Annotated in this window: 26 protein-coding genes and 2 pseudogenes; 8 read left to right on the top strand and 20 right to left on the bottom strand. The window is 41.2% G+C overall.

Annotation, left to right across the window (positions count from 1 at the left end; genetic code table 11):
* Window positions 1–7 precede the first annotated feature (7 nt).
* The 7 genes from HNR44_RS08060 to HNR44_RS08030 all read right to left on the bottom strand — a co-directional run bounded on the left by HNR44_RS08060 (window position 8) and on the right by HNR44_RS08030 (window position 5,410).
* The gene (locus HNR44_RS08060; protein WP_184403656.1) at window positions 8–727 is read right to left on the bottom strand and encodes a cytochrome c biogenesis CcdA family protein; all 720 of its coding nucleotides are present in this window, start codon (window positions 725–727) and stop codon (window positions 8–10) included.
* Window positions 728–783: 56 nt separating this feature from the next.
* Window positions 784–1,701 (bottom strand): F510_1955 family glycosylhydrolase, encoded by a 918-nt coding sequence (locus HNR44_RS08055; protein WP_184403655.1) that lies wholly within the window; start codon window positions 1,699–1,701, stop codon window positions 784–786.
* Window positions 1,698–1,913 carry a hypothetical protein gene (locus tag HNR44_RS08050; RefSeq protein ID WP_184403654.1) on the bottom strand — a complete coding sequence of 72 codons (216 nt, stop codon included), beginning with the start codon at window positions 1,911–1,913 and terminating at the stop codon, window positions 1,698–1,700. The genes HNR44_RS08055 and HNR44_RS08050 overlap by 4 nt, the downstream gene beginning before the upstream one ends.
* Window positions 1,910–3,277, bottom strand: a complete 1,368-nt coding sequence (locus HNR44_RS08045) for a sensor histidine kinase (RefSeq protein WP_184403653.1) — start codon at window positions 3,275–3,277, stop codon at window positions 1,910–1,912. Before HNR44_RS08045 ends, HNR44_RS08050 begins: the two co-directional genes overlap by 4 nt.
* A gap of 3 nt (window positions 3,278–3,280) precedes the next feature.
* Window positions 3,281–3,982, bottom strand: a complete 702-nt coding sequence (locus HNR44_RS08040) for a response regulator (RefSeq protein WP_184403652.1) — start codon at window positions 3,980–3,982, stop codon at window positions 3,281–3,283.
* 211 nt (window positions 3,983–4,193) lie between these two features.
* Window positions 4,194–4,520, bottom strand: a complete 327-nt coding sequence (locus HNR44_RS08035; protein ID WP_184403651.1) for a four-helix bundle copper-binding protein — start codon at window positions 4,518–4,520, stop codon at window positions 4,194–4,196.
* A gap of 248 nt (window positions 4,521–4,768) precedes the next feature.
* The gene (locus HNR44_RS08030; RefSeq protein WP_114374061.1) at window positions 4,769–5,410 is read right to left on the bottom strand and encodes a YdhK family protein; all 642 of its coding nucleotides are present in this window, start codon (window positions 5,408–5,410) and stop codon (window positions 4,769–4,771) included.
* A gap of 183 nt (window positions 5,411–5,593) precedes the next feature.
* Between HNR44_RS08030 and HNR44_RS08025 the strand changes: the two genes are divergently transcribed.
* Window positions 5,594–7,099 carry a multicopper oxidase family protein gene (locus tag HNR44_RS08025; protein WP_184403650.1) on the top strand — a complete coding sequence of 502 codons (1,506 nt, stop codon included), beginning with the start codon at window positions 5,594–5,596 and terminating at the stop codon, window positions 7,097–7,099.
* Window positions 7,100–7,287: 188 nt separating this feature from the next.
* Window positions 7,288–8,409, top strand: coding sequence for a DUF418 domain-containing protein (locus HNR44_RS08020; RefSeq protein ID WP_343069461.1), 1,122 nt, complete (start codon window positions 7,288–7,290; stop codon window positions 8,407–8,409).
* Window positions 8,410–8,717: 308 nt separating this feature from the next.
* On the opposite strand, the gene spoIIP is transcribed toward HNR44_RS08020, so the two are convergent.
* The 10 genes and pseudogenes from spoIIP to HNR44_RS07970 form a co-directional block, all read right to left on the bottom strand.
* Window positions 8,718–9,857 carry a stage II sporulation protein P gene (gene spoIIP, locus HNR44_RS08015; RefSeq protein ID WP_184403648.1) on the bottom strand — a complete coding sequence of 380 codons (1,140 nt, stop codon included), beginning with the start codon at window positions 9,855–9,857 and terminating at the stop codon, window positions 8,718–8,720.
* Between the two features lie 335 nt (window positions 9,858–10,192).
* Complete coding sequence (locus HNR44_RS08010; protein ID WP_184403647.1) at window positions 10,193–10,714, bottom strand: spore coat protein; 522 nt, start codon at window positions 10,712–10,714, stop codon at window positions 10,193–10,195.
* A gap of 881 nt (window positions 10,715–11,595) precedes the next feature.
* On the bottom strand, window positions 11,596–11,871 hold the full coding sequence (locus HNR44_RS08005; RefSeq protein WP_184403646.1) for a thioredoxin family protein: 276 nt from the start codon (window positions 11,869–11,871) through the stop codon (window positions 11,596–11,598).
* Window positions 11,864–12,283 carry a MerR family transcriptional regulator gene (locus tag HNR44_RS08000; protein WP_184403645.1) on the bottom strand — a complete coding sequence of 140 codons (420 nt, stop codon included), beginning with the start codon at window positions 12,281–12,283 and terminating at the stop codon, window positions 11,864–11,866. Before HNR44_RS08000 ends, HNR44_RS08005 begins: the two co-directional genes overlap by 8 nt.
* Before the next feature lie 135 nt (window positions 12,284–12,418).
* Window positions 12,419–12,835, bottom strand: a complete 417-nt coding sequence (arsC, locus tag HNR44_RS07995) for an arsenate reductase (thioredoxin) (protein ID WP_184403644.1) — start codon at window positions 12,833–12,835, stop codon at window positions 12,419–12,421.
* A 20-nt stretch (window positions 12,836–12,855) separates the two neighbouring features.
* Window positions 12,856–14,154: an arsenic transporter gene (locus HNR44_RS07990; RefSeq protein WP_221434253.1), complete on the bottom strand. Its 1,299-nt coding sequence runs from the start codon at window positions 14,152–14,154 to the stop codon at window positions 12,856–12,858.
* A 114-nt stretch (window positions 14,155–14,268) separates the two neighbouring features.
* Window positions 14,269–14,667 (bottom strand): annotated as a pseudogene (locus tag HNR44_RS07985) (ArsI/CadI family heavy metal resistance metalloenzyme).
* Window positions 14,668–14,721: 54 nt separating this feature from the next.
* Window positions 14,722–15,056: pseudogene (locus tag HNR44_RS07980) on the bottom strand (ArsR/SmtB family transcription factor).
* 917 nt (window positions 15,057–15,973) lie between these two features.
* Window positions 15,974–16,504: a pyridoxamine 5'-phosphate oxidase family protein gene (locus tag HNR44_RS07975; RefSeq protein ID WP_184403643.1), complete on the bottom strand. Its 531-nt coding sequence runs from the start codon at window positions 16,502–16,504 to the stop codon at window positions 15,974–15,976.
* Between the two features lie 193 nt (window positions 16,505–16,697).
* A complete protein-coding gene (locus HNR44_RS07970; protein ID WP_184403642.1) occupies window positions 16,698–17,030 on the bottom strand; it encodes a hypothetical protein in 333 nt (110 codons plus the stop codon).
* A gap of 274 nt (window positions 17,031–17,304) precedes the next feature.
* Here HNR44_RS07970 and HNR44_RS07965 point away from each other — a divergent pair, with 274 nt between their 5' ends.
* From HNR44_RS07965 to HNR44_RS07955, 3 genes are all read left to right on the top strand, one after another.
* The gene (locus HNR44_RS07965) at window positions 17,305–17,481 is read left to right on the top strand and encodes a hypothetical protein (protein WP_184403641.1); all 177 of its coding nucleotides are present in this window, start codon (window positions 17,305–17,307) and stop codon (window positions 17,479–17,481) included.
* Between the two features lie 335 nt (window positions 17,482–17,816).
* On the top strand, window positions 17,817–18,062 hold the full coding sequence (locus HNR44_RS07960; RefSeq protein WP_184403640.1) for a hypothetical protein: 246 nt from the start codon (window positions 17,817–17,819) through the stop codon (window positions 18,060–18,062).
* 319 nt (window positions 18,063–18,381) lie between these two features.
* Window positions 18,382–19,110 (top strand): tryptophan-rich sensory protein, encoded by a 729-nt coding sequence (locus tag HNR44_RS07955; RefSeq protein WP_184403639.1) that lies wholly within the window; start codon window positions 18,382–18,384, stop codon window positions 19,108–19,110.
* On the opposite strand, the gene HNR44_RS07950 is transcribed toward HNR44_RS07955, so the two are convergent.
* The gene (locus HNR44_RS07950) at window positions 19,081–20,019 is read right to left on the bottom strand and encodes an AEC family transporter (RefSeq protein WP_184403638.1); all 939 of its coding nucleotides are present in this window, start codon (window positions 20,017–20,019) and stop codon (window positions 19,081–19,083) included. The two genes, HNR44_RS07955 and HNR44_RS07950, sit on opposite strands and share 30 nt — an antisense overlap.
* Window positions 20,020–20,107: 88 nt before the next feature.
* On the opposite strand from HNR44_RS07950, the gene HNR44_RS07945 reads away from it, so the two are divergent.
* Entirely contained in the window at window positions 20,108–20,587 is a 480-nt protein-coding gene (locus tag HNR44_RS07945) for an SRPBCC family protein (RefSeq protein WP_184403637.1), read from the top strand.
* Here the strand turns inward: HNR44_RS07945 and HNR44_RS07940 are convergent.
* Window positions 20,581–21,201: an NAD(P)-dependent oxidoreductase gene (locus tag HNR44_RS07940; RefSeq protein ID WP_184403636.1), complete on the bottom strand. Its 621-nt coding sequence runs from the start codon at window positions 21,199–21,201 to the stop codon at window positions 20,581–20,583. The two genes, HNR44_RS07945 and HNR44_RS07940, sit on opposite strands and share 7 nt — an antisense overlap.
* 46 nt (window positions 21,202–21,247) lie before the next feature.
* Here HNR44_RS07940 and HNR44_RS07935 point away from each other — a divergent pair, with 46 nt between their 5' ends.
* Window positions 21,248–21,751, top strand: a complete 504-nt coding sequence (locus tag HNR44_RS07935; protein WP_184403635.1) for a DUF1722 domain-containing protein — start codon at window positions 21,248–21,250, stop codon at window positions 21,749–21,751.
* Here HNR44_RS07935 and HNR44_RS07930 read toward each other — a convergent pair.
* Entirely contained in the window at window positions 21,739–22,125 is a 387-nt protein-coding gene (locus HNR44_RS07930) for a TIGR02328 family protein (protein WP_184403634.1), read from the bottom strand. The two genes, HNR44_RS07935 and HNR44_RS07930, sit on opposite strands and share 13 nt — an antisense overlap.
* A 716-nt stretch (window positions 22,126–22,841) precedes the next feature.
* Between HNR44_RS07930 and HNR44_RS07925 the strand changes: the two genes are divergently transcribed.
* Window positions 22,842–23,297: a MarR family winged helix-turn-helix transcriptional regulator gene (locus HNR44_RS07925; RefSeq protein WP_184403633.1), complete on the top strand. Its 456-nt coding sequence runs from the start codon at window positions 22,842–22,844 to the stop codon at window positions 23,295–23,297.
* Window positions 23,298–23,304: the final 7 nt, after the last annotated feature.

Raw genomic sequence — 23,304 nt, 5'->3', positions numbered from 1 at the left:
CAACCATTTATATCATCCAGGACGGGACATACTGCCCTAAATACATTGCGATCGTCTCGAAATAACCTGTGAAAAGAAGAATGCCCAGGATAATCATAATGACGCCACTCCCTTTTTGAATGGCCGGTAAAAAACGATTGATGGAGTTAAGCTTCTGGAAAGATTTCGCATAAAGGAGCGAAACCCCTATGAATGGTACCCCTAGACCCATGGAATAAACAAAAAGCATGGTTGACCCTGTAAGCATGCTTCCAGATGCTCCCGCAAGCGTGAGAATGGAACCGAGTGTGATGCCAATACAAGGCGTCCATCCAGCTGCAAATACCAAACCAAACAGCACCGAACCGGAAAAGCTCGAAGCCTTTTTTGGGGTTTTGGCTACTTTTTTCTCGGTCAGTAAGGCACGAATGGAAATGATTCCAGTCATTTGTAGCCCAAATAAAATAACGATGATGCCGCCTATTTGCATAATGGCTGTACTGTACTGATTAAACCATGACCCAATAAGGGTTGAGGATAATCCAAGCAGCAAGAAAATAATCGTAAAGCCAAGAATAAATCCGATGCTTCGGGTGAAAATCAGCCGCCGATCCGCATTGATGGCTCCCGATGAGACATCGGTGCCGGTCAGTTGAGCCAAATAAGCTGGAAGCAATGGAAAAATACAAGGGGAAAAGAAAGATATGAGGCCTGCCGCAAAAGCTAGGCCGAGCGACACATCATCCATATAACGAGACCCTCCTCCAACATTGATGTATGATAAACGACTTACGTTTTATATGATTAAGATTCATCTAAGCTAAAGCCCTGTTCCGCTTGTTGTTCCCATGTTTCTCCACCATTTTCGGTATAAAAAATATCACGTTCGATGGTCGTCACCATGAGAGTATTTTCAGACTGTGGGTTCTGGGCAAGATAACTGATGGCGTCTTCTTCGATCAATGGGGCAGGGATCTCTCTAACTACTTCGCCGGAGGCGTCTATGGCTTTTAGGGTTGTTTCTTCTTCTACCCCCTCGGCAACAAGCAATTCACCGGTGTGCGCATAGGTTAAAGCTGGCGCTGGTACACCACTTAGCACCTGTTCAAAGGTATCTCCGGCATCATCAGATTGAAAGACCCCTTCTTCTGTGCTAAGAGCCACCCTATCTTCCTCATCAGGATGGGCTGCAATCGCAATCACGCTTCCATTTACCCCGTCCACATCACGTGGTTCCCATTCCTGCCCCTCGTCGAGGGTTCGATGCAGACCCAGCTCATCCATTTCTGAATTAGGCTCCGGATTCATAACATAGATAGCGTCTGTGTTGTAACTGGCCGACATGACATGAAAATCAACCTCCCCTTCGAGTGCGAGCAAATCAAGCGTTTCGCCCCCATCCGTGCTTTTTACAAGGCCAAACGGATTTTCATAATCCGACTGCATGTTTGGATGTCCACTGCTATAAAATCCTTCGGACGTCATGGTGAAGCCCATAAAGTCATGAAGCTCCCCCTCGTCACTCTCCACATTCTTCCATATCCCATCCTCATAGACACGCAACCCATCATGTGCCGGAATATATGCCTGCTCCCCATCCTCTGTGAAGCCAAGCCCATGGATATGCGTAAATTCAACCTCTTCTTGAGCTTCGGTTTGACACCCACTCATGAGTACTCCGACTGCTGCTAAACTTGCAAGATACAACACTAACGATCTCATGTTTTTCTTCCTTTCCGTTTGCTTATGAATGAAATGATAATGTAAATCATCGCACCTACTAATAATGGGATCCCCATCCAGAGACAGATTTGGAAAAGGAGCCGGAGATAAGAAGGAACATCGGCTGAAGCCGATATAATGCCGGACATCACCAAACAGTGCAAGCCGATGGCGATTAACAACGAAGCAATCCACCAATCCCTTCTAGTCATTCATCGCCCTCCTTTGCTTCTGGAAAACGTAGCGTAAATGTCGTCCCTTTTCCGGGAACACTTTCCACCTGAATGCTTCCATATTGGAGTTCCGTCAATTGTTTCACGATGGCAAGCCCTAAACCGGTCCCCCCAAAATCACGTGATCTGGACTTTTCAGCCCGATAGAAACGCTCAAAAATGTAGGGAAGATCTTCAGTAGCGATACCCCTTCCCGTATCCGAAATTTTTACTTCGATGTTCCCGTCGTTCAAGGATCCCTCGATCCAAACATGCCCGTTTTCCGTATAACTCACCGCATTTTGAAGTAAATTTGTGAAGATCTGTTCCAGCCGGAAGCTATCAGCTACAATCGTTGGAAATTTTCCTTCCATATCAACCTTTATGGTATTGTTCTTTTTCTTAGCTTCGGTGGCCATTTTTGCTGTTGCTCGTTTGATAACGTCTCCGATATGAATGAGCTCAAGGTTCAAGGGAAAACGCTCTTCTTCCATTCGGGATAATTCAAATAAATCATGGATCAGTCGATTCATGCGGTGGGCTTCTTCATGAATAATATCGACAAACTGTTGCCTTTCGGTTTCATCCTGATAAAGCTCCTTTTTTAGTGCGTCACAATACCCCTGGACATAAGACAGTGGCGTCCGTAATTCATGAGACACGTCCGAAAAAAAAGCTTGCCTGTTGCTCCGGTACCTTTTTAGTTCGCGTGCCAACTCATTCATGGAATGGGAGAGCGAACCCAACTCATCTTTCGTTTTCACAGGCACTTCCACATCTAGATCCCCCCTCGCCATTTGGTTTGCGGCTCTTTCCATCTCCTGCAGGGGCGTTGACAATTCTCTGGAAGCAATAAACGTAAAACCAAAGGCAAGAAGAAAGGCTCCAACCCCTGATAGAAGCAGCGCCTGCTGTACTTGAATGGCTGATTGATCCATGAGATCTGAAGGTGAAAAAATAAAGACCTCTCCAATATCGTCATTCTGCACTCGTTCCCCAGCATAAATATATTCTTGACGATCATTTGGGTCGATAAATCTTCCTGCCTCTCCCTGCGATGTTGAATGATCAGAGGGATGAAAACCACGGATCCCGGAATCTTCTACAACGTCTCCATTTGGATCAATAATGACCATCTTTCGTGCTGTCTCCTGATCCATCGATTGGACAAGAAGTTCTATGTCAGGATCATCTACTACAGCAAGGAGGTTGGCATATTGGGAAGCCATTTCATCCGTTTCTTCGTATAAATGTACTTCATTATAATTGGTGAAAATTTGGACCATGACATACCCTAACGGAAGCAGTACGATGAGAAACAAAATCATAATCAATCCACCGAGCTTATAAAAAATCCTGTTCATCGGCTATTTTCCTTCCGTTGTATTAAATTTGTATCCCACTCCCCACACGGTCTTCATTGGATTAAATGGCAGACCAGCCTTTTTCAATTTGGTTCGGATATTTTTGATATGGGTGTCAATCGTTCGAGGATCGTGCCATTCACGATCCATTGACCAAATCTGCTCGATGACATTTTCTCTTGTATACACGCGTTCCGGACGGGAGGCCATTAAATACAAAATCGCAAATTCTTTTGCGGTTAAATCGACGGATTTTCCCGCCACCTTAACCTCGTGTCGATCCGGTTGAATAAATAATGGGCCAGCTGTTATCTCTACTAAATCCTCGTTTAAGGGGTTGGATTTACGCCGGAGCAATGCTTTTACACGTGCGACGAGTTCCTCTGGAGCGAACGGTTTTACGAGATAATCATCCGCCCCCAGGTCAAGTCCTTTGACCCGATCTCCCACTTCTGTTCTCGCTGTTAACATCAAAATACCTATATTGGATCCTTCAGCACGAAGGTGCTCACATACGACCCAACCATCGGTCCGTGGCATCATAACATCTAAAATAATGGCGTCATAAGGTTGATCGTTTGTCTTATGTATCGCTTCCGTCCCAGAACTTGCTTCATCAAGTTCATAGCCTGCATTTGTCAAATAAAGACCAATCAACTGTCGCATTTTTCGCTCGTCATCCACAATAAGTATACGTTCGGCCACTTTTGCTCCTCCCATGAAGTGCTATATGTTAAGTTTAACTAGTAAATATGTAGTTGATGTGAAGAATAGGTATGTAAAATATGATCATTTTTTGACGAAAACACTGATGTGGAGTGTCATATCTCATCATAAAAAGAAACCCTGAAGGCGTCATATCTCATCATAAAAAGAAACCCTGAAGGCGGATAGGAACCGCCTCAGGGTCGAGGAATTATGCAGCCGCCATTTCACGGCATATTTTTGCGCACCGGTGACAAGCTTCCGCACAATCTTGGCAATGCTGGTGGTGGTCGTGCTTTGCACACTCATCGCCACAAGCTTGACAGATGTCCGCGCATAATTCACAGATCTGCTTGGCAAAACGGCTGTTTGTTTGCATAGCTTGTACCGCAAACGCACAGATATCTGCACATTCTCGATCCAGTCTGATACATTCCGCCAGCATTTGTACGTTGTCTTCCTTCAGACACTCATCAAAACATCGATTGCACTGTTCCATGCATTCTAAACATGCTTGAATACACTCTTGATAATTCATTAATCTTGGTACCCCTTTCTTATGACACATAATTTGCATTCACTAGCTAGTGTGCGGTGTCCTTAATGGTTTATCCATTAAATATGTAGTTTTTATGAAGTTGGGAATACATTTTTGTTCTCTCTCATTGAAACGATAGTTACAAAAATGCCCTTATCGGATCATTCAACCTTAATAAAATGATCGGATAAGGGTTAATCAATTTTGTTTTCTATTTTTCGTCCAGCATAAGGGCCTTATCGTCTTTTTTATTCAACCTCTGAGAGCTCATCCTCTGTAACCCATTTATGATTTTCCACTTCTTCACCACCATCTGTAGGTGTGTAATCAATCATATAAACCGTTGTTTCTTCAGCCTCATCAATTGCAGCTGTGGCTCCTTCCATGCCATCCATATGATCGGCTTCTAATGTGACTTCTGTCCCCGGTTCAAATGTTTCTTCCCCGGCTTCTTCAATTTCTTCATGAACCACCCATTCATGATTTTCTACTCTTTCCCCGCCATTGGTTGGGTCGTAAGAAACAATGTAGGCAGTCGTATCATAAGCCCCTACGATGGTGGCTTTGGCACCTTCCATTTCCTCCATATGGCCGCCTTCCACCATTGCTTGGCTTCCCACTTCAAAAGTTGGATTCTCTTCTTCCCCTAAATCATCAGGAACTTCACCGGAACTGGAATGATCCATATCTTCGTGCATGTCATCGTCCATATCCATGCCATCCATATCGTCATGATCGGGCATCTCATCACCCATATCTTCCATATTACTATCCGAACCGGAATCCATATCCATCCCTTCATCTGGCATTTCCTCATCACCATTGCCACATGCAGCTAATGCAAAAGCTGTTACTAGCGAAACGGATCCTATCATGATTTTCTTCTTCATTCTATAATTCCTCCTTTTCATGAATAACGTACTAAAAAAATGTGTAGAAAATATGGAGCGATCGTTCATAGAGCAAAAAAGCACGGATTTTCATTAGATTTAAGTAAAAATCATTATTTATTCATAGATTCTACATTTTTTCCGTTTACAGTGTGACATAACCAATCAAAAGGGGGAAGAAGATTGAAAAAAGTATATATAGGAGTGAGTACCATTTTTTTTGTGCTAGCTGGCTGTTCGGGTGAGGGGTTAGATGAGGGATCTACGGGATCTACCGAGAGTCAACAAGAGGGTAAAGGGAATGAAATGATGACTGAAGATGGTAAAGAAGTGTTTAATCTAGATGTTACCGAGACGCATTGGATGTTTGATGACGAAACCATGACAGATGCCTGGACTTATAATGGATCCGTACCTGGCGAGGAGATTCGTGTCCAAGAAGGGGATGAGGTTATATTAAATGTCCAAAACAATTTGGAAGAACCCACTGCCCTTCATCTACATGGCTTCCCCGTCCCTAACGCGATGGATGGCGTCCCTGGCGTTACTCAAAATGCGATCATGCCTGGGGAAGAGTTTACGTACGAGTACCAAGCAGATGTCCCTGGAACGTACTGGTATCACTCCCATCAAGACGGGTCAACCCAAGTCGATCAAGGTCTCTATGGGGTTTTCATTGTTGAACCTGAGGACCAGGAGTCTTATGATGTAGATGAAGTCATAGCGATTGATGAATTTGCTCCAATGGACATGGATATGGAAGACGACATGCACGAAGACATGGATCATAGTGACATGGAAAACGGAGATATGGAGGAGATGGATCATGCGGATATGATGAATGAGATGTATGATACAATGGTTATTAACGGTCAATCATCTTCGCAATTTGAATCCGTTGATGTTGAAGAGGGGGATAAAGTAAAGCTACGATTTGTGAATGCAGGATTGTTTACACAAATTGTCTCAATTCCCGAACACGCATTTAAAGTGACCCATTATGATGGCCAGCCTGTCAATGAAGCTGAAATGATAAGTGATACGTCCTTCCAAATCGCCCCGGCTGAACGATATGATGTTGAAATTGAAATGGACAATCCAGGGGCGTGGGGTATACAAGTTTTTGCGGAAGAGAATCAGGGAAGATTAAATGCGTCCCTTCCTCTTATATATGACGGTTATGAAGATGAGGACCTACAAACAGGTGATACTCCTTCCTCTTCCTTGGATTTAACCACCTACGGAGAGGCGCAGAACATGAATGAATATGATATTAATAAGGAATACGACATGAACCTTGGAACCGATGATGGGGGGGATACGTTCACAATTAATGGAAAACAATTCCCTGATCATGAGATCTACGAGGTAGAAGAAGGAGATGTCGTAAAGGTAACCATTGAAAATGATACGGAGGACGACCATCCAATGCACTTACATGGGGAGTTCTTTGACGTTATTTCGAAGGATGGAGAACCACTTCAAGGATCTTCGGTCACCAAAGATACGTTAAACGTACGCCCAGGTGAGACTCATGAAATTGTATTTGAAGCTCAAAACCCTGGAAATTGGATGTTCCATTGCCACGAGTTTCACCATGCAAGTGACGGAATGGTCGCTGAAGTGCAGTATGAAGGATTTGAGCCAGCCTTTACGCCTGATCCAAATGTTCCGAATCAACCTGAATAATATTAAAATAGGGGCTTCTTCGAGAAGTCTCTTTTCTTTTGTCATTTGACTAAAGGAATATGGATGTACAAAGATGCCCCGTTTTTGAAGTTTATCTACTTCACTCTTTCTCCATATTTTTTTCTTAAAATCCAACTAGATCTTTCGAAAACGTAGATACTTGGAAAGAAGGTTCTCATTTGGGATCGGTGAAGAATGAAGGTCAGGGTAATAGAATTGAGATTTTAGATCAACTGCGTGGATTAGCTTTATTAGCTATTTTTTTAGTGAATATTTCTGGATTGGCTTCCATAGAGACGGAAAACCAATCTTCTATCAATGAATCACTCGATGCTTTGATGTCAATTTTACTGGAAGATAGCGCCAGGCCATTATTTGCATTTATGTTCGGAATCAGTCTTATTCTTATTTATGAAAGACTAAGCAAAAAAAATTTGAATCCATTCCCAACGTTATTCCGCAGATTGCTACTACTATTTATAATCGGGGCTCTCCATGGGTATTACATTTGGGCGGGCGACATCTTGCTTATGTATGCCATGGCTGGTTATGTACTTCTTTTTTTTATTAAGTTTCCAGCGAAGTGGTTGCTTACAATGGCTTTGTTTTCTTGGGTGGGATATACGATTGGAATGGATTTGCTAAATTATTATTTCCCCCATTCATTTTCTCTAGACGAGTGGCTCAAGGACTTGCTGCTTGGACCGGGAGAATCTCCCACGGGGTCCGAATATCTCATTAATGAATTTTCTTCTATGGTAGAGCATTTGAGCTTTTTCTTATTTGGGATGTACACTTATCGTAAGGATTTACTTTCACAAGCAGTAGCACGGAGAAAGCGAATGTGGCTCCTATCTTTGGTTTTCCTTACTGTTGGTGTTTCCGGCAAGACGGCCCTTTATTATGAGGTTGATGCCCTTGTCATCACGCCTCTGGAAAGTTTTTATCCGTTTGTCGTAACCGTTGGAATCTTAATGGGCATTATTCTTTTAGGAACGAGCAGAACGACGACCCTATCAAATGCCTTGTTGCCATTTTCTATTGTTGGAAAAATGGCTTTCACCAATTACCTTTTGCAGTCGCTGGTATTCGTAAGTCTTTTTATGCACAGCGGGAGAACAATTTTTGAAAGGGTCGGAATTTGGATGGAACCAAGCTATATATTCGCCCTTTTTATAGGTATCATTTTATTTGTCGTACAAATGATTTTCAGCCACCTTTGGCTAAAAACGTTTTACTATGGCCCTTTTGAATGGTTTTGGAGAATGGGGACATATGGAAAGAAGGTTCCCTTAAGGAGGAAAACATAAATTTATATTCAAAACATGGCCTCCTGTCTAGAATCAACCAAAATGGATTACGTTCATTTCAAGTTAATAATTTCTGCTTTCACATGGAAGCATGGTTCTTCAACAATTCTTTCATCTACTGGTGTGGCCAGACGATCAAAATGAAGTAATACTCTTGGGCATCTGCTTTACCTAGTATGATATAGCCCCAAGCATTTAGAAAGCCTCTTGCTATAACAGCGAGAGGGCTTCTAACTGTGGAAGTAGCAGCAAAACGCGGGAATTGTAGGCTGGGGCTAATGAAGAGGAGGAGAGGAACAGCCCCAAGTCTAACGTTCAAGTTCCTCGTAGATATATTCTTGTATAACTTCAGCAACTGCGTCGGCACTGCGATAGACTTCTTCAAACGTGTTGTCCACCCCTCCAAATTCAATGGTCATCGAATTCGGTGATAAATCCTGATTATAAACTCCATCCACGCCGGCTCCTCCGGAGGTCATGACTCCTCTGCTTAATCCCGGCCACCTATCCTCCAGGCGGTGATGGATTTCTGTCGCCATTTTCAAATTATGTTCATAATCCGGATGGTCTTCCCCGATAACAAAAAATGTTCGCGCATAAACTTCACCATTAATTGTAGCTGTAGTATGTTCTCGTTCTACAGAGTCACGGTGAAGATCAAAGAAAAATTTGAGTTCGTCATGTTCTTCCATGTCTTCCACAAGAATCTCGCGAGATATCTCATAAGATTGGTTGTAATCCCATCCTCGCTCATTTAATTTCTGTTGAATGTCATTACCAGACACTTCTACAGGAAGCCCATATTCGCGAAAATTATCGGCTAGATAGTTGCCAACCTGAACAATATTAATTTCCTGATGGTTTGGATCGTCTCCTTCGATTTCAGGCAAAAAAGACTCACGGCTATGTGAATGTAAGAGATGAATGATCGGTTCTTCATCGGAAATCTCAGGGGGATCATCGTCTACTGTCTCTCCCCTTTCACCTCCATCAGTACTGGGTTGTTCATATTGATGTTCCTCGGAAGGGGGAGGAGATTCCATGGGCATATTTGTAAAGTCAGTTCCTTGCCCAGCGATTACAAGCGTATTGTCAAAACCTGAAAAACCGGGAATCTCTCTTCCCAGAAATGTGCGTGGATCATTCAAATTCATATTCGTGGCAAGCTCTATAGCTGTTGTGGTCAAACTGGGGGTAGAAGGATTTTGCGTTGCATCTAGATAAGACCGATTTTCAGCCCCTAATAAATGGATAAACCAATCACTTTGTGCCTCTTTCGTCCAATCATGAAGGACTGATGAAGAAAAGCGATGATGATTACCCGCAGTCGTTAGCATAGCAATAATAAGAAAGGTCCCAACGATCGAAGTGACGGCTACCATAAAGATCGACTGAACATTCGATTTCGATACTGAGAAGGCATGTGAGTAGTGATATGGTCTGCGCAAGGGCCTGTCCCTCCTTTACGCTACCATTCTATTGAGAACATGCTTTTACTAGAACGTGTCTAATGGTTCATTTTGGGGCGGACATCGCCGAAATTATAGAAGTTTTCAGATATTTAATCATTCGTTGACAATATGCCTGCAATTGTTTGGGAAAGATATGGGTGAATAAACCTTGAGGATTTCTCAAGAACGAGTACATTTCAAGTATTCCCCATACCTTTAGCTTCGTTTCTCCAAGGGGTCCAGGGGAATAGCCAGCGTATCCCCCGCGCAAAATGATAGAGGTATTAAGCTATTTGTGCCGATCATTATGATCGGCACAGGAATGGCTATATTCATAGATTATAATACATTTGTTGAAATGATTTTAGCGCATGTATCTGCTCTTGAATCGAGGCATTTGGAGCATAATCCCACCCTTTTGATTCAATAAAATCACTATATCTGCTTTGTAACCCAAATTGTTGTAGAGCCATTTGTAAATGAATATTCCTTACATTCTGTGCGTTCATACTTAAGGAAGAGTTAAAATTATCTTGAGCCATTGTCATTGCTGTATTACGTGCCTCAAAGGCAATATTTTGTTCATTCATATAAGAAAAGCTTTGTTTACATGGAATGTCGGTAGGTTGCAGTTGATGTAACGCTGATACATCGACTTCCTCATTTCGTTCAGGATCCATCAACATTAGCATCACATCTGCGTGGTTACGCATAATTAAAACCTGCTCATAAATAATTTGCTGTAATTGTGGATTTTTCGCTAGGCAATAATAGGACTTTAATTTTCTAATAACATCCTGGTGTATATTCAAATGTTCAGATATTAAACCTAAATCAATCGATGTTAAAATCATTACTTGGGCCTCCTATCAATAAGTGATGACACTATGTCATTTATTTATGCTTGTTAATTAGGGAAAGTGACCATTTCAGAAAAATAGACATCAATTACTATATTCCGTCAAGAAGTAAAAATAATAGGGCATGGATCAGATTAGGGTGGGGTTCAAACATTTAGTTACCTATCACTCGGGTCGCCATATCGTGTTTCAAACATGAAAGGGCTGCCTCATAAGGTCATTCACCATTGGGACAGCCCTTTCGGTATCAGATTTAAAAAGGTTACAATCGAACGGTAGGGGTGTTGTCATGGACGCCTGGTTCTTGCAGAAATACCGTATGACATTCTTCTCAAGAACAAGCATATTTCAAGCATTTTTCGATAAAGTGATAATCATTGATGAAGAACTTGAGAGCGCCCACTATGTCTTCATTCCCTGAATGTTAATACGAATATGATTCAATGTTTTCCACCTTTCTCAAAAATGTTTTCGTGCAGCTCGTACCACCTTATTTTGCTCTCCACTCCATATTCTACTTTTTTAAACGCTTGTCGGATTCATTGTAAATCAGTTAAAAAATGCTTGCCATGGAAATACAGTTTTATCGGATGCTCCAGAGACTTTTCGATCTCCATTATTCCACTATAACCCTTTTCCAATAGTTGGGCTCAATTATTCCATTTGCACCCATTCGTATTATGGAAGGCCATCTTAAGTTTAGTATAGGGGCTAGCCATTTTCCAATATAGGCATAACTCCATATTACTGTTCAGGATTTTCATTCTTAAAAAGGCGCAATCCTTAATTAAAGGAAAGCGCCTGTGAAGTACGGTGCTGCAGATTAAAAACCGTAAATAGTAAATATGCACGCATTGTTCCCCTGTTCTGGTGAATTATTTACCCAGTATTTCAGCTTCTAACGTATCGAAATTAACCCCATTATTGCTGCAGCAATCCGCTAATTTCCCGTCAATTGCGACTGCTGGGACCGATTGAACCCCATACTCCTTAGCCTTATCTTCACATTCGTTGGTGTCACATTTCTTATTCAAATCATATACCACCACTTCATGCTCAGCACTATATTGCGTAAGGTCTTTGACTTGTTTTACAGTCCTTTCACAGATAGGACAACCTGACGTAAATACTTCAACTAATTTTTCAGCCATCTTCGATCTCTCCTTCAGATAGGTTTGTAATGATTGGACATTGGTCTTTAGGAACACCTGAACCTGGACATTGTGCTGCTAATTCCTCTAATAATGATTTCATATGGTTAAAATCGTGGATTTTTTTCTCATTTTCTTGGATTTTATTCATCGCAAATTCGTATACTTCTTCTGAATGAAAGTCTTCATTATTAGAAGCTAATAACAGCTTTTTTATTTCTTCAAGCGTAAACCCAACATCTTGTGCACGTTTAATAAATTGGATGTCTTTAATAACGCCTTGCGGAAACTTCCGGTATCCAGATTCCGTTCGAGGAGGTTCAGAAATAAGTCCACGTTTTTCATAATATCTCACTGTCTCAATATTAACGTTAGAGCGTTTTGCTATTTGACTTATCGTTAGACCATTCATGTCCTTTCCCTCCTCAGTTATCATTATAGAGTCTGTACCCACCTACAGGGTCAAGAGCTTTTTAAAAAAAGAATGATTCAACTCATACGCATGATCCAGATAGTATGTAGTGTTCATATAAATTTCATGAACTTATCATGTCGTTTTCGCAAATTGTTGTATACGGTGGCCGATTTCATCCCGTACTCGTTGAAATACACGCCACTTCTCTTCATCTGATCCTTCAGCTTTCGCCGGATCATCAAACCCCCAATGTTCACGGCGTATATGCGGCGGTGTCATCGGACAACGATCCGCCGCATCGCCGCAAAGGGTTACAATCATATCAACGTCATTCCATAAGTCCGTATCAATAACGTCTGATGTTTGATTAGAAATATCAATATTGACCTCGCTCATGGCTTTTACTGCATTTGCATTTAAACCATGAGCTTCAACACCTGCACTGTATACATTCCATTCCTTACCTAAATATTGTTTGGCCCATCCTTCGGCCATTTGGCTGCGGCATGAGTTCCCTGTACAAATAAAATAGATCGTTTTTTTCGACATGATGGGTTCTCTCCTTTTCTTTAACTAATGATCATTAACCAGAGATAGAGGCCGAGCAACGTAATAAATAAGACGGGTAATGTAATAACAATGCCTGTCTTAAAATACGTCCACCAAGATATTTTCACGCCTTTTTGCGTAAGAACGTGTAGCCATAATAGTGTTGCTAACGAACCAATCGGGGTAATTTTTGGCCCCAAGTCAGAACCGACCACATTTGCATAAACCATTGCTTCTTTCATGAGTCCTGCTGCAGCTGTCGTATCAATCGCTATGGCATTGATCATGACCGTAGGCATATTATTCATTATGGAAGACAGAATGGCTGCTAAAAAGCCCATACCCATGGTTGCCGCAAAAACACCTTGTTGGGCAACATATTCAAGTCCTGAAGCTAGAACATCCGTTAAGCCAACATTTTGCAGACCAAACACAACGACATACATCCCAACCGAGAAAAAGACAATGTTCCATGGTGCACCCTTGAGGACGGAGCGTGTAGCGACAGCAGGGCTCTTGCTAGCAATCCCCAAAAAGATAAGGGCAATCATTCCCGCAACAATGGATACAGGAATATGTAGGAACTCACTAACGAGATATCCAATTAATAATACTGCTAAAACAAACCACGAGACCCGGAACATTTTTTCATCTTTAATGGCTGTTACAGGCTTTTGCAGTTTTTCATAATCGTATCGTTTCGGAATGCTCTTTCTAAAGTATAGATACAAAACAAGAATACTGGCCACTAATGAAAAGAAATTAGGAACAATCATCCGTGTTGCATATTCAATAAATCCAATCCCAAAGAAGTCCGCCGAAACAATGTTGACTAAGTTACTTACAATCAACGGTAGCGAGGTGGCATCGGCAATAAATCCACTCGCAATAATAAATGGAAACACCATCGTTTCGTTAAAATTCAAAGAGCGAACCATGGCTAAAACGATGGGCGTTAGAATTAAAGCCGCACCGTCATTGGCGAAAAATGCAGCGACGATGGAACCTAAGATACAGACATATACAAACATGAGCACGGCATTTCCTTTGGCCGCACGCGTCATATGGAGGGCCGACCATTCGAAAAAGCCTATCTCATCTAAAATCAAAGAAATAATGATAACAGCGACAAACGTTAAGGTGGCATTCCAAACAATGCTTGTTACTTCAAGGACATCGCCAAAAGAAACAACACCGAGAAGTAGTGCAACAATGGCACCACCACAGGCAGACCAACCAATATTAAGGTTTTTAGGCTGCCAGATGACCAAAACGAGCGTAATGATAAATATAGCAGATGCTAAAATGATTGAAATCAACGTATGCGTTCTCCCTTACGATATCAAGTGTTTCTTTCTCTAAGAGTATGGTATATACCCTATTAAAGGCAGCCAGTGGCCGCCTTCATGATTACATAAAAGTTGCATGGGAAATTAACCTGCGCAACATGTATCTTCAGTTTCTACTACGTCATCCTTTGTATAAAAATATTCCCACTCGTTCCCATCAGGATCCGTAACCCAAAACTTATCTTGGAGAGCCTAGCAACATGTTGTATCCATTTCTTCTCGAGCAAAGAACCCAACTTTTTCAAGCCTTTCTTTATGTTTGGTCACTTCATCCTTGCTCCCCAATTGTACGCCTAAATGGTTAATATGATTTCCTTCCACTTGTTCTGCTGGTGTTAAAGTTAAGTTCAAATTTGGATCAGCCGTTAGGAACTTAATATAATCGTGTTTTTCCTTTGCAGGCGTAACGCCAAGCATATTTTCATAAAAGGCTTTACTCTTCTCTAAATCTCTCACGTTTAACCCAATGTGCACGTTGGTCATACATACCTCTCCTATATAATCAATTTTATTTGATTTATTTTGTTCAAAAAGTTACTAACACTTATTGAATCCAGGTTTAAACACACAACATAATTCATCTGAGAGTACCCGATCCATTTCACCTTCATTAATCTCATAATAACTCCATGTCCCTTTGGTTTCCCTAACCAAAAGGTTAGCATCCATCAGTATTTTTAGATGGTAAGATAGCTTCGATTGACTCATATCTAACTCTTCTGTCAGGTCACAGACACAAGTTTTTCCTCTTCTACTCAACAGATGAATTAATGCAATCGTTTTTTATCAGCTAACGCCTTAAACGTGTGTTCATATTTCTCTAAAGTATTAATGGAGAGTTCATCAACAGGTGATACTACCTTCAAAGTCATTCACTCCTTTCATCAAATCTTGTTGATTAATGGAATAGTACCATAAGTGCTAACAATAAATCTTCAACAATCGTGTAGCGAGATATTTCTATTTAGCAAATGCCCGATTGCGATAAGGTGTAAGCAAAGCTTCGCGACTCTATTTTAAACATCGCATCTTTTACCCAGTGAAGAACTAAATTAACAATAAACATTAGCGGCACAAATTTGGCACCAAAACATTCGAAACTGGATCATTTTTTGGCACAATACGTTTTTCATTCATTATAAGAGGTCCAAAATTATTCCTTTATATCAAGGATTAAGGCTTCTTTTATTGTGATACGGTAAAATGAGCAAAAACGCTTTTAAACCCTTTCCCATCAATGGTAAGGATGAGGTCACCGGTTCGAGCCCGGTAGGAAGCTCCAGCTTAAACGCTGCTCTCGCAAGGGATCGGGCGTTTTTTATTTTTTAGAACGTTTATAAATAAAGCTGTTTTGTTGGCCATTTTAAAAACGGAATATAATCTTCCCATAATCCATAATGTATAAACCCAACACTGTATTAATACATGACTGTTATTCCAATATGGCTACTGCCTGACATTCGCAAGAAAAATGCCCCCAGTTTTAGAGAACACCTTGACTGTAGCTTTTATCGTGAAAAATGAGACTATTTCAAAAAACATTCCACCACAATGAGATATTTTCCTCCATCTTGGTTCAGGTATTGTGTTGTGATTATCACCTTTAATGATTATCACCCTTTTCCTTAAGTTATCGGACACTGTTCCTTGTTCCGCAAAAGCGCTCCGATTGTTTAAAGACTTGGCATATTGAACAGGTGACACCATCCCTCGTGGGAGCACCTATCAAATAATATACTACTTACACAAAAAAGAGCACACTATGCGCCCTTCAGCTTTAAGTATCATTCTAATTATCCTCTTGCCATACTTTAAAAATATCTCCACCCTCTTGTTTTTCTTTATTGAGCTTTTGTAGCTTTGGTATGTGTTTTGAACAATGAATATAGGCTTCTTCCACTTCGATAGCAACCCATCGTTCAGCTTTTTTTCCTTCTTTCTCTTTAATGGTCGTTATTGTCTCATCTGGAATATCTAATAAAGTTAACTGGTGGTTTTCCAAAATGGAAGCTTTACCATTAACATGTAACCCAATTTGATTTTCAATAAAATCTATAAACATTAGCCCCATATGCGGGTTTTCAATGATATTTCCCAAACTTGCCATCACACCATTTCCTTGGTATTCGGGATAAATCAGTGTTTTCTCATTAATTACCCTAACAAACCCAAGTGTCCCCGCCCGGAAAGAAGAATCACAGTTCCCACGACTATCAGCGGTTGATATAAACATCATATCCTGCTGGGATATAAACCATTTCATTACATTGTTAAGGTGATCAAGCATTTGGTTGTCATAAAAAGCAGCAGCTTTCTTCATTGTTCCATGTTGTTCTTGTAGTAAATGCTCTCCGTGTTTCTCCACTAATTAAGTTCAATCCTTTCATGCAGCATTGATCATCACTATTTTACCAGAGTAATATCTCCTGACAGATGGACGCCTTCTATTCGATTAGCGCGCTCGATTGTCTAAGAATCGGATAAAGCGACTTTGTTGAAGAGCGTAACTCATTTTAGGTATAAAAAGACAGCATTGATAGAAAAATAACGAGAGCTAAAAATGTTATAAAATATTCCAATACTATACTCATTGTACTCTTTGTACTTTTTTTCTCCTGTTGTTTTCGTTCCTTTTCAACGATCTTTTTTTCTGACCTGAAAAACCAAGAACCCGCCCCACCTATATAAACTCCAATTACATAAGGTGATAGTTCAACAAGCGTAGGCATCTGGTTATTAAGTATCGTGTGTGCCATTATAATTCCAACGAACATAGCTATAGGCAGATTCACAAAATGACGAATGACGGCTTTCCTTTTTAACTCTTCGTATGTGAGATCCATCATGCGGACAACACCTACCATAAAAATAATCGACATTAGCTACTATAGATAGACTAACATCTTAAAATCAAGTCTATCCATTTTTTCATATAAAAAATTTACTGCTGCTAACACCTGGAACCGTTTAAACCCCTTCCTTTTGCGCAAGCTTTATTTCGGATAAGCGCCTCTTTAATTTAAGATCAGTACTCCAGTTAGAGTTAGCTAATGAGGCCGGTCGAACAGACCATACCCATATAAACAAAGGGTAGAATTTGTTATAAGAATTGGAGGCTGGATGATGAGCAAAGATGGAGAAAAAAGTCTAGAGTGTTTGATGGATTGGGTGAAGATCACATTCAAGACCAATGATGTCGATAAAATTTTACGAAATCTCCTTGGTATGCACGATACTTTGCAGGTGATGGATGAAGAAGTAGAAGAAAGGGAGAGGGAGAGGGATGTTAGGATATGAGCACAAAATGACGTTCTTTGGTATACAAATCGTTTATATGGTAACAAAACCCGAGAAATTAAATCAAGGAAGCATGCTTACCATGTCAGGCCAAGCAGTCGTGCATTTGCTTCTATATTGTATGCGCAAAAGAAGACATGGTTTAGTTTTTTTCAAAATTGCATACAGAACGGCGGAAATTTCACAAGGTTAGATTTAGCCCGAAATAGAGGAAAAAGCGCACCAACAAGAGCATGATACCCCTTTAAAGCAATGGCAGACGATTGGGATGTTAAACACGTATGATGATCATGAAGAACATGGAAAGACAGTCGTGTAAGGTGGACGTACATCCGATGTCCGAAAAAAATTCCATGAAAAAAATTATGAACAGGCGAGTCATTGGGGATAAGTCACACAATACTATTCCGAATAACATAATGACGAGACTTTTTAATTCCATTCGTCAGCTTCACCCATTTTTCTTAGATATACGAACATCAGAATCAATCCAACTAAAAGCACTACCAGGTGATGCTTCTGCCCAGGCTTTTAAAGGATCAAAGATTGTATTTGATATTTCAGTGGGAGTTCCCATTTGAATCACTTCCTTTTACATAACATTAACATCTACGTTAAAGAAATCAGCTATTCGAAAGTAAGCCCCAACAGGGGAAACGGATTCAATTATGGAAACTTCATAGGTTTGCCGTTCGTCGAATGCTTCAGGAGTTCCTCATTCCATTGATTTAATCAATCTTGTCTTCATCAATGTAAATGAGAAAGTTGGCGAGATTTTCTCTTTCTTCACTGCTTCCTTCAGAATCCAGTAGTTCGGAGATATTTGTACCTATCATGTTTAACTCCGTGTCATTAAGTAAATACAATCATCAGTACGGCAAATACGAAGGAGCGTAACTGGTGCAACCGATGCTACGTATATTCATTGTGAACATGATTTTCTTTATTTTGATGTTATTCGTGAATTATTCCTCAGCTACGAATGTCGGTGATGTCGCGAATGAGCAACCGGCTTTGATTCAACCGGCAAGTTATGCGTTTTCGATTTGGGGTCTGATTTATGTCCTCCTTTTTCTCTGGATCTTAAAAGGACTTTTTGCACGTGGTGAACAGAAGCAGATATTTAAGAACACGCAGGTGTTGATTCCTGTCAACTTTCTTCTAAACAGTGCCTGGATTATCACATTCACCCAAGAATATATCTTCATGTCAACCGTTGTTATCTTTCTTTTGTTGCTCTCCCTCATTATTCTTTATCGTACCGTTTCGCGAAATGAAAGTAGCGGCATGGTTGAACGTATTCCGTTTTCGATTTATATAGGATGGGTCTCTGTCGCCAGTGTTGTAAACGTATTTACGGGCTTTGCTCGAAGCGATGCGACACAATTTTTAGGTGTCGGAGAGTTAGGATGGACCATTGCTATGCTCATCCTCCTGCTTGTTGTGGCAGTGATGTTCACACGGATGAACCGGGACGTTTGGTATCCCCTCGTCTTTATCTGGGCATATCTCGCAACCTATATCAGAAGTGAGGAAGAGACTCTAAGATGGGTTATTCTCATTAGCATCATTATTCTTGCGATCAATGTTTTAGTGCAGTTAATACAGAATATGAAAAATCCCAAATAAAAGAGGTAACGTTATCGCCGCTACAAGTGTAGAAACGAATACAGCAACGGATGCAAAAGCTGTATCCCCTCCGTAATTCTCGGCATATAAACTAACGGTCGGAGCACTCGGTGTTGCGGAAATTAAAGCAGCGATGGCAATCCACTCAAATGGAATAGATGTGAAAACAAACGGTAAAAAAAGCAGGAAAGGAAGAACAAAAAGGCGTGCACTCACCGTCCACCATAACAATGGAGTGCAGAGATACCCTTTTAAATCCTGCAAACGAACAGAAGCCATCAAGCAGCCAATTAAAAGCATGGAAAGCGGAATCGTCATTTCGCCAACGCTTTCGAAGGCGCCATATAACATTTGCGGCAATGAAATCGGAAGAAAAAAGAAGAACAGACCGATGGTTGTAGCGATAAATCCGGGATTCACCCAAAGAGAAGCTCTTTCTGTACGCGGCGTCCCCCGTTGCATTACAGCAATGCCGTATGTCCATATCATGATGAAATAAATCATATTAAATACCATGGCAAAAAATAAGCCATTCTCACCAAAGAGCTGCAAAACGATGGCAATTCCGATATATCCTTGGTTCCCAAATAATATCAAATTTTCATAAACGGCGGATCGTTTTTGCGGGAGTTTCATCCACCGAGCTGTCCATTTTCCGATAAGGGCTGTACTTATGAGAAAATAAGCGGAAAACATCAGCAATGTTAAGACCCCTAAACTGCGATCCGTTTCAAACGGGACGTGCAAGGATGTCACAATCAGACACGGCAAAGTCACATACAGCAGCAACTTGGTGAAGACCCCCCGGCTTGTTTCAGGAAGAAGCCCGGTTTTCATCGCGACCCAACCGACGATAAAAATGATATAGAGCATACCCATTTCACGAAATAATTCCAGGAAGGTATCCATGTCTGCCCCCTGCATTACGATGATTTTTCATCATATGAAAGCAATGGAATGTCTCGTGAAATGGAAATAACTTCGAGGTGTCGCACAGATGAAAATATACACATTAACCAGCACGCAGCAATTGCCCATCTCGCGCAAGGAAGCATGGACGTTTTTCTCTGACCCACGGCAACTAGCCAGCATTACACCTGATGATATGTCATTTGAGATGATGGATGATATGACTGAGCCTATGCACGCGGGGATGATTCTTAGTTATCGTATTCGTCCTTTCCCCTTGATCCAAGTACAGTGGGTGACCGAAATTACGCACGTGATCGAAGGGGAACGGTTCGTAGATGAACAGCGTTTGGGTCCCTTCCGTTTTTGGCACCATCAACACCGATTCACCGAGATCAATGGGGGTGTTGAAATGCAGGATACCGTCCATTATGCCATGCCGTTTTCCATTTTCGGGCGGCTCGTGCACAAACTTTTGGTTCGAAAACGTCTTGAAGAGATTTTTTCTTTTCGGAAAAAACAATTGCAGGCTTATTTTGGACACAGACAGGATGACAACACTCAGTAGGCAATGCCTACCCTTGAATAAATATACTCTTCTTGACCTAAGAGCGAATACACAAATTCCGCTGTGTCTCCAACGGATATTCGTTTTCCATTTTCCGGTAAATAATCCCTTTCTACACGATAATGGCCTTCTGCTCTCCCATCGATTAAGGCCGTTGGGCAGACGACGCTCCACTTAAGATCGGATTGCTTCAAAGACCGATAGGCAGCGAGATGATCTTCAGCAGCAGTGGTCGATCGACGTTTCGATTCACTGGACTGAAACCGATAGCGTTCGCTTTCTGTACGACTGTTTAAAATACCGGCTGTGCCAACCATAATGAGTCTATCGAGGTCCTGATCACTCATTTCTTGGATAATGAGGGGCATGCTTCGTGATAATGTATCATTTTTGTCGGTGTTGAGCGCACTAATAACAATATCTACACCGTTCATCGCTTCCGAGAGATCCTTTTGATGTAAGACATTCCCTTGAACAACCGTTAATGCATCAGGGGGTACAGCTAATTTTCCGGGGCTGCGAACCAAGACCTTGACATCGTGTTGATCTGCAATAGCCATACGTGTTATTTCTGTCCCGACCCTACCTGTCGCCCCTAATATAAGTAGTTTCATGATATCTCTCCCTTGTATTTATAAAAATGATGGAAGGAGTCCTCCAATGAACCCCATCCCATTGTCCCGTTCAAAGAAAACGATCCAAAAAGCATCCGAATCCGTATGGGCAGCCAATAAATACTTTGTATTGGCTTGTTCGCAAAAGCAATACCAGAGTATAAGGGAAGATTTCCGCCCGGATCAACGTCACTTGCTTTCCGCCTACCAACAAATTCAAGAAACGGAAAACACGTATCAAACGGTGACAAGTGGCGATCTCCCCGAGCTTTCCAATGCCTTATACCATTTGCTCGGTTATTTTAAGCAAGAACTTTCCCAAGAGCATCGGCAAATGTTAAATGAGGAGATTAAGAAAGAACCCCAAAAAGTCCTTCGAGAGTTAGAGACATTAACCTTTGAGTACCGAAAGTCGTATCTCATGCCATGTCGCTTATGGCAACGTGACAAAGCTTTTAATGAAGTGCCGGTCGCAATGAAGATCGAGGGCCAACATTTTGAGCCTTATACATTGCATTGGTGTGGTGATTATATCATTCAAAAGGGATGATTAATTGTAACCCCTTTTTCAGCAAGATTCTCCAGGCACACCTTTAAATAGGCGCGATCATGTTCGCGGTAACACACGTCCTTGAAGTCCTCCATGTTTTGATAAAGGCTGGTTTTATCATGGGCCTCGCATTTTTTTCCGCGATAAAAAGGGTCCATCCATAATGGATCGATGTTGTAGTTACGTTTTTTCATTTCCTCCATAACTTTCCGATGATAGCAATAAAGATGGTAAGGGCTGTACTGAAACACATAATTAACGGTAGAATGATTTTTGCCCCAGCCCTTGCCTCTTAAGGCACAGCATTCCCGATGCTGGCCGAGAAGTTGTTGCTGGGGTAAATGGGGAATAAGCGCTTCGTGCCATAATCGCATGTCTGAAACCTCCTATGTATCATTCTGGCATGATTATAGTGTTTGTTCAAAAAGGAGAACAAAAAGAGCCGAGAAGTTTTAGAAAATCTAAACTTACCGCCAAAGATTTTCTTATGCTCTGGAGTGCCAGGAAGCCCTTCTCGAGCATCCTACTTGCACCACGAAAGCATTCCCTTTCCGAGAGCAGAGCGCCAGCTGGCTGCTTCGTAAGCGTTCCCACGATGAACAAGCGGTTTTCTTTTTCGAGGATACGTTTTTTGGTACATGCGACGCTAGCCTCCTTCACCCCGCAAGCTGACGCAGAAATTTGGCGGCTCTCGAACCCTTCTCGCTCGTCGGCAAGAAGTAGATGCTGTTGATGTCAGTACATAACCACTGAAACCCTCTCCTTGTTCAATGAATTTCTCAAATTGCTTCAAATGCCCCCAGCCATTGGGAATCCTCGTAAATACCCATGCGGTGATAATGATGCAGTAAATTTCCAATAATTTTTCTTTACAGGATACGTTTGGGCCCCTCATATGTATTGGAGAGACTGTTTATGTTAGTAAACATTATACGGTTGATCAATTTCATAAACTTTTCACAAACTTAACGATTTAAACATTGATGTTTGCAAATAAACTTGTTAAAGTTCAAACAGTTAAAGTTTGTTTGATTGCTTATATGTTAAGTATCTAAACATTAAATAAAATTAAGATTGGAGGGAAATTCGTATGCATGAGCATCAAGAGATTTTTCAGGAAATCGTAGATATGATGAAGCAAATAGAACGAAAACTGATCCAGCAACAGCAACTTCCGATCATCAATAGCATCAGTTTGACGAAAAGGCAAGAATCGATGTTAATGTATATTTTCTCTACTGAAAATGTGACTGTATCTGACATCGCGTCCTATTTTGATATCTCGCGAAGCGCCGTCAGCCAAACTTTAAATAAACTGGAAGAGCAAGATATTATCGTGCGTTCGATCAATCAAGAAAATCGCAGGGAACTAGACCTTTCCCTCGGAGAAAACGGTGAAAAGCTTCATCAAGAATATAAAAAAGTTGAAGACATGATTGTTCAGAATTACTTTTCTAAAATAAAGACTGAAGACTTGCGACAAGTTCGTGACATTATTCGTAAACTTCAAGGCATGATTGTTGAAGAGAAATATGAAAGTCCATAAAACATTG

This window comes from Geomicrobium halophilum (genome assembly GCF_014207655.1).
Lineage (GTDB): Bacteria > Bacillota > Bacilli > Bacillales > Marinococcaceae > Geomicrobium > Geomicrobium halophilum.
The sequence above is the reverse complement of the archived record's forward strand: the minus strand, read 5'-3'. Positions and strand labels throughout refer to the sequence as shown.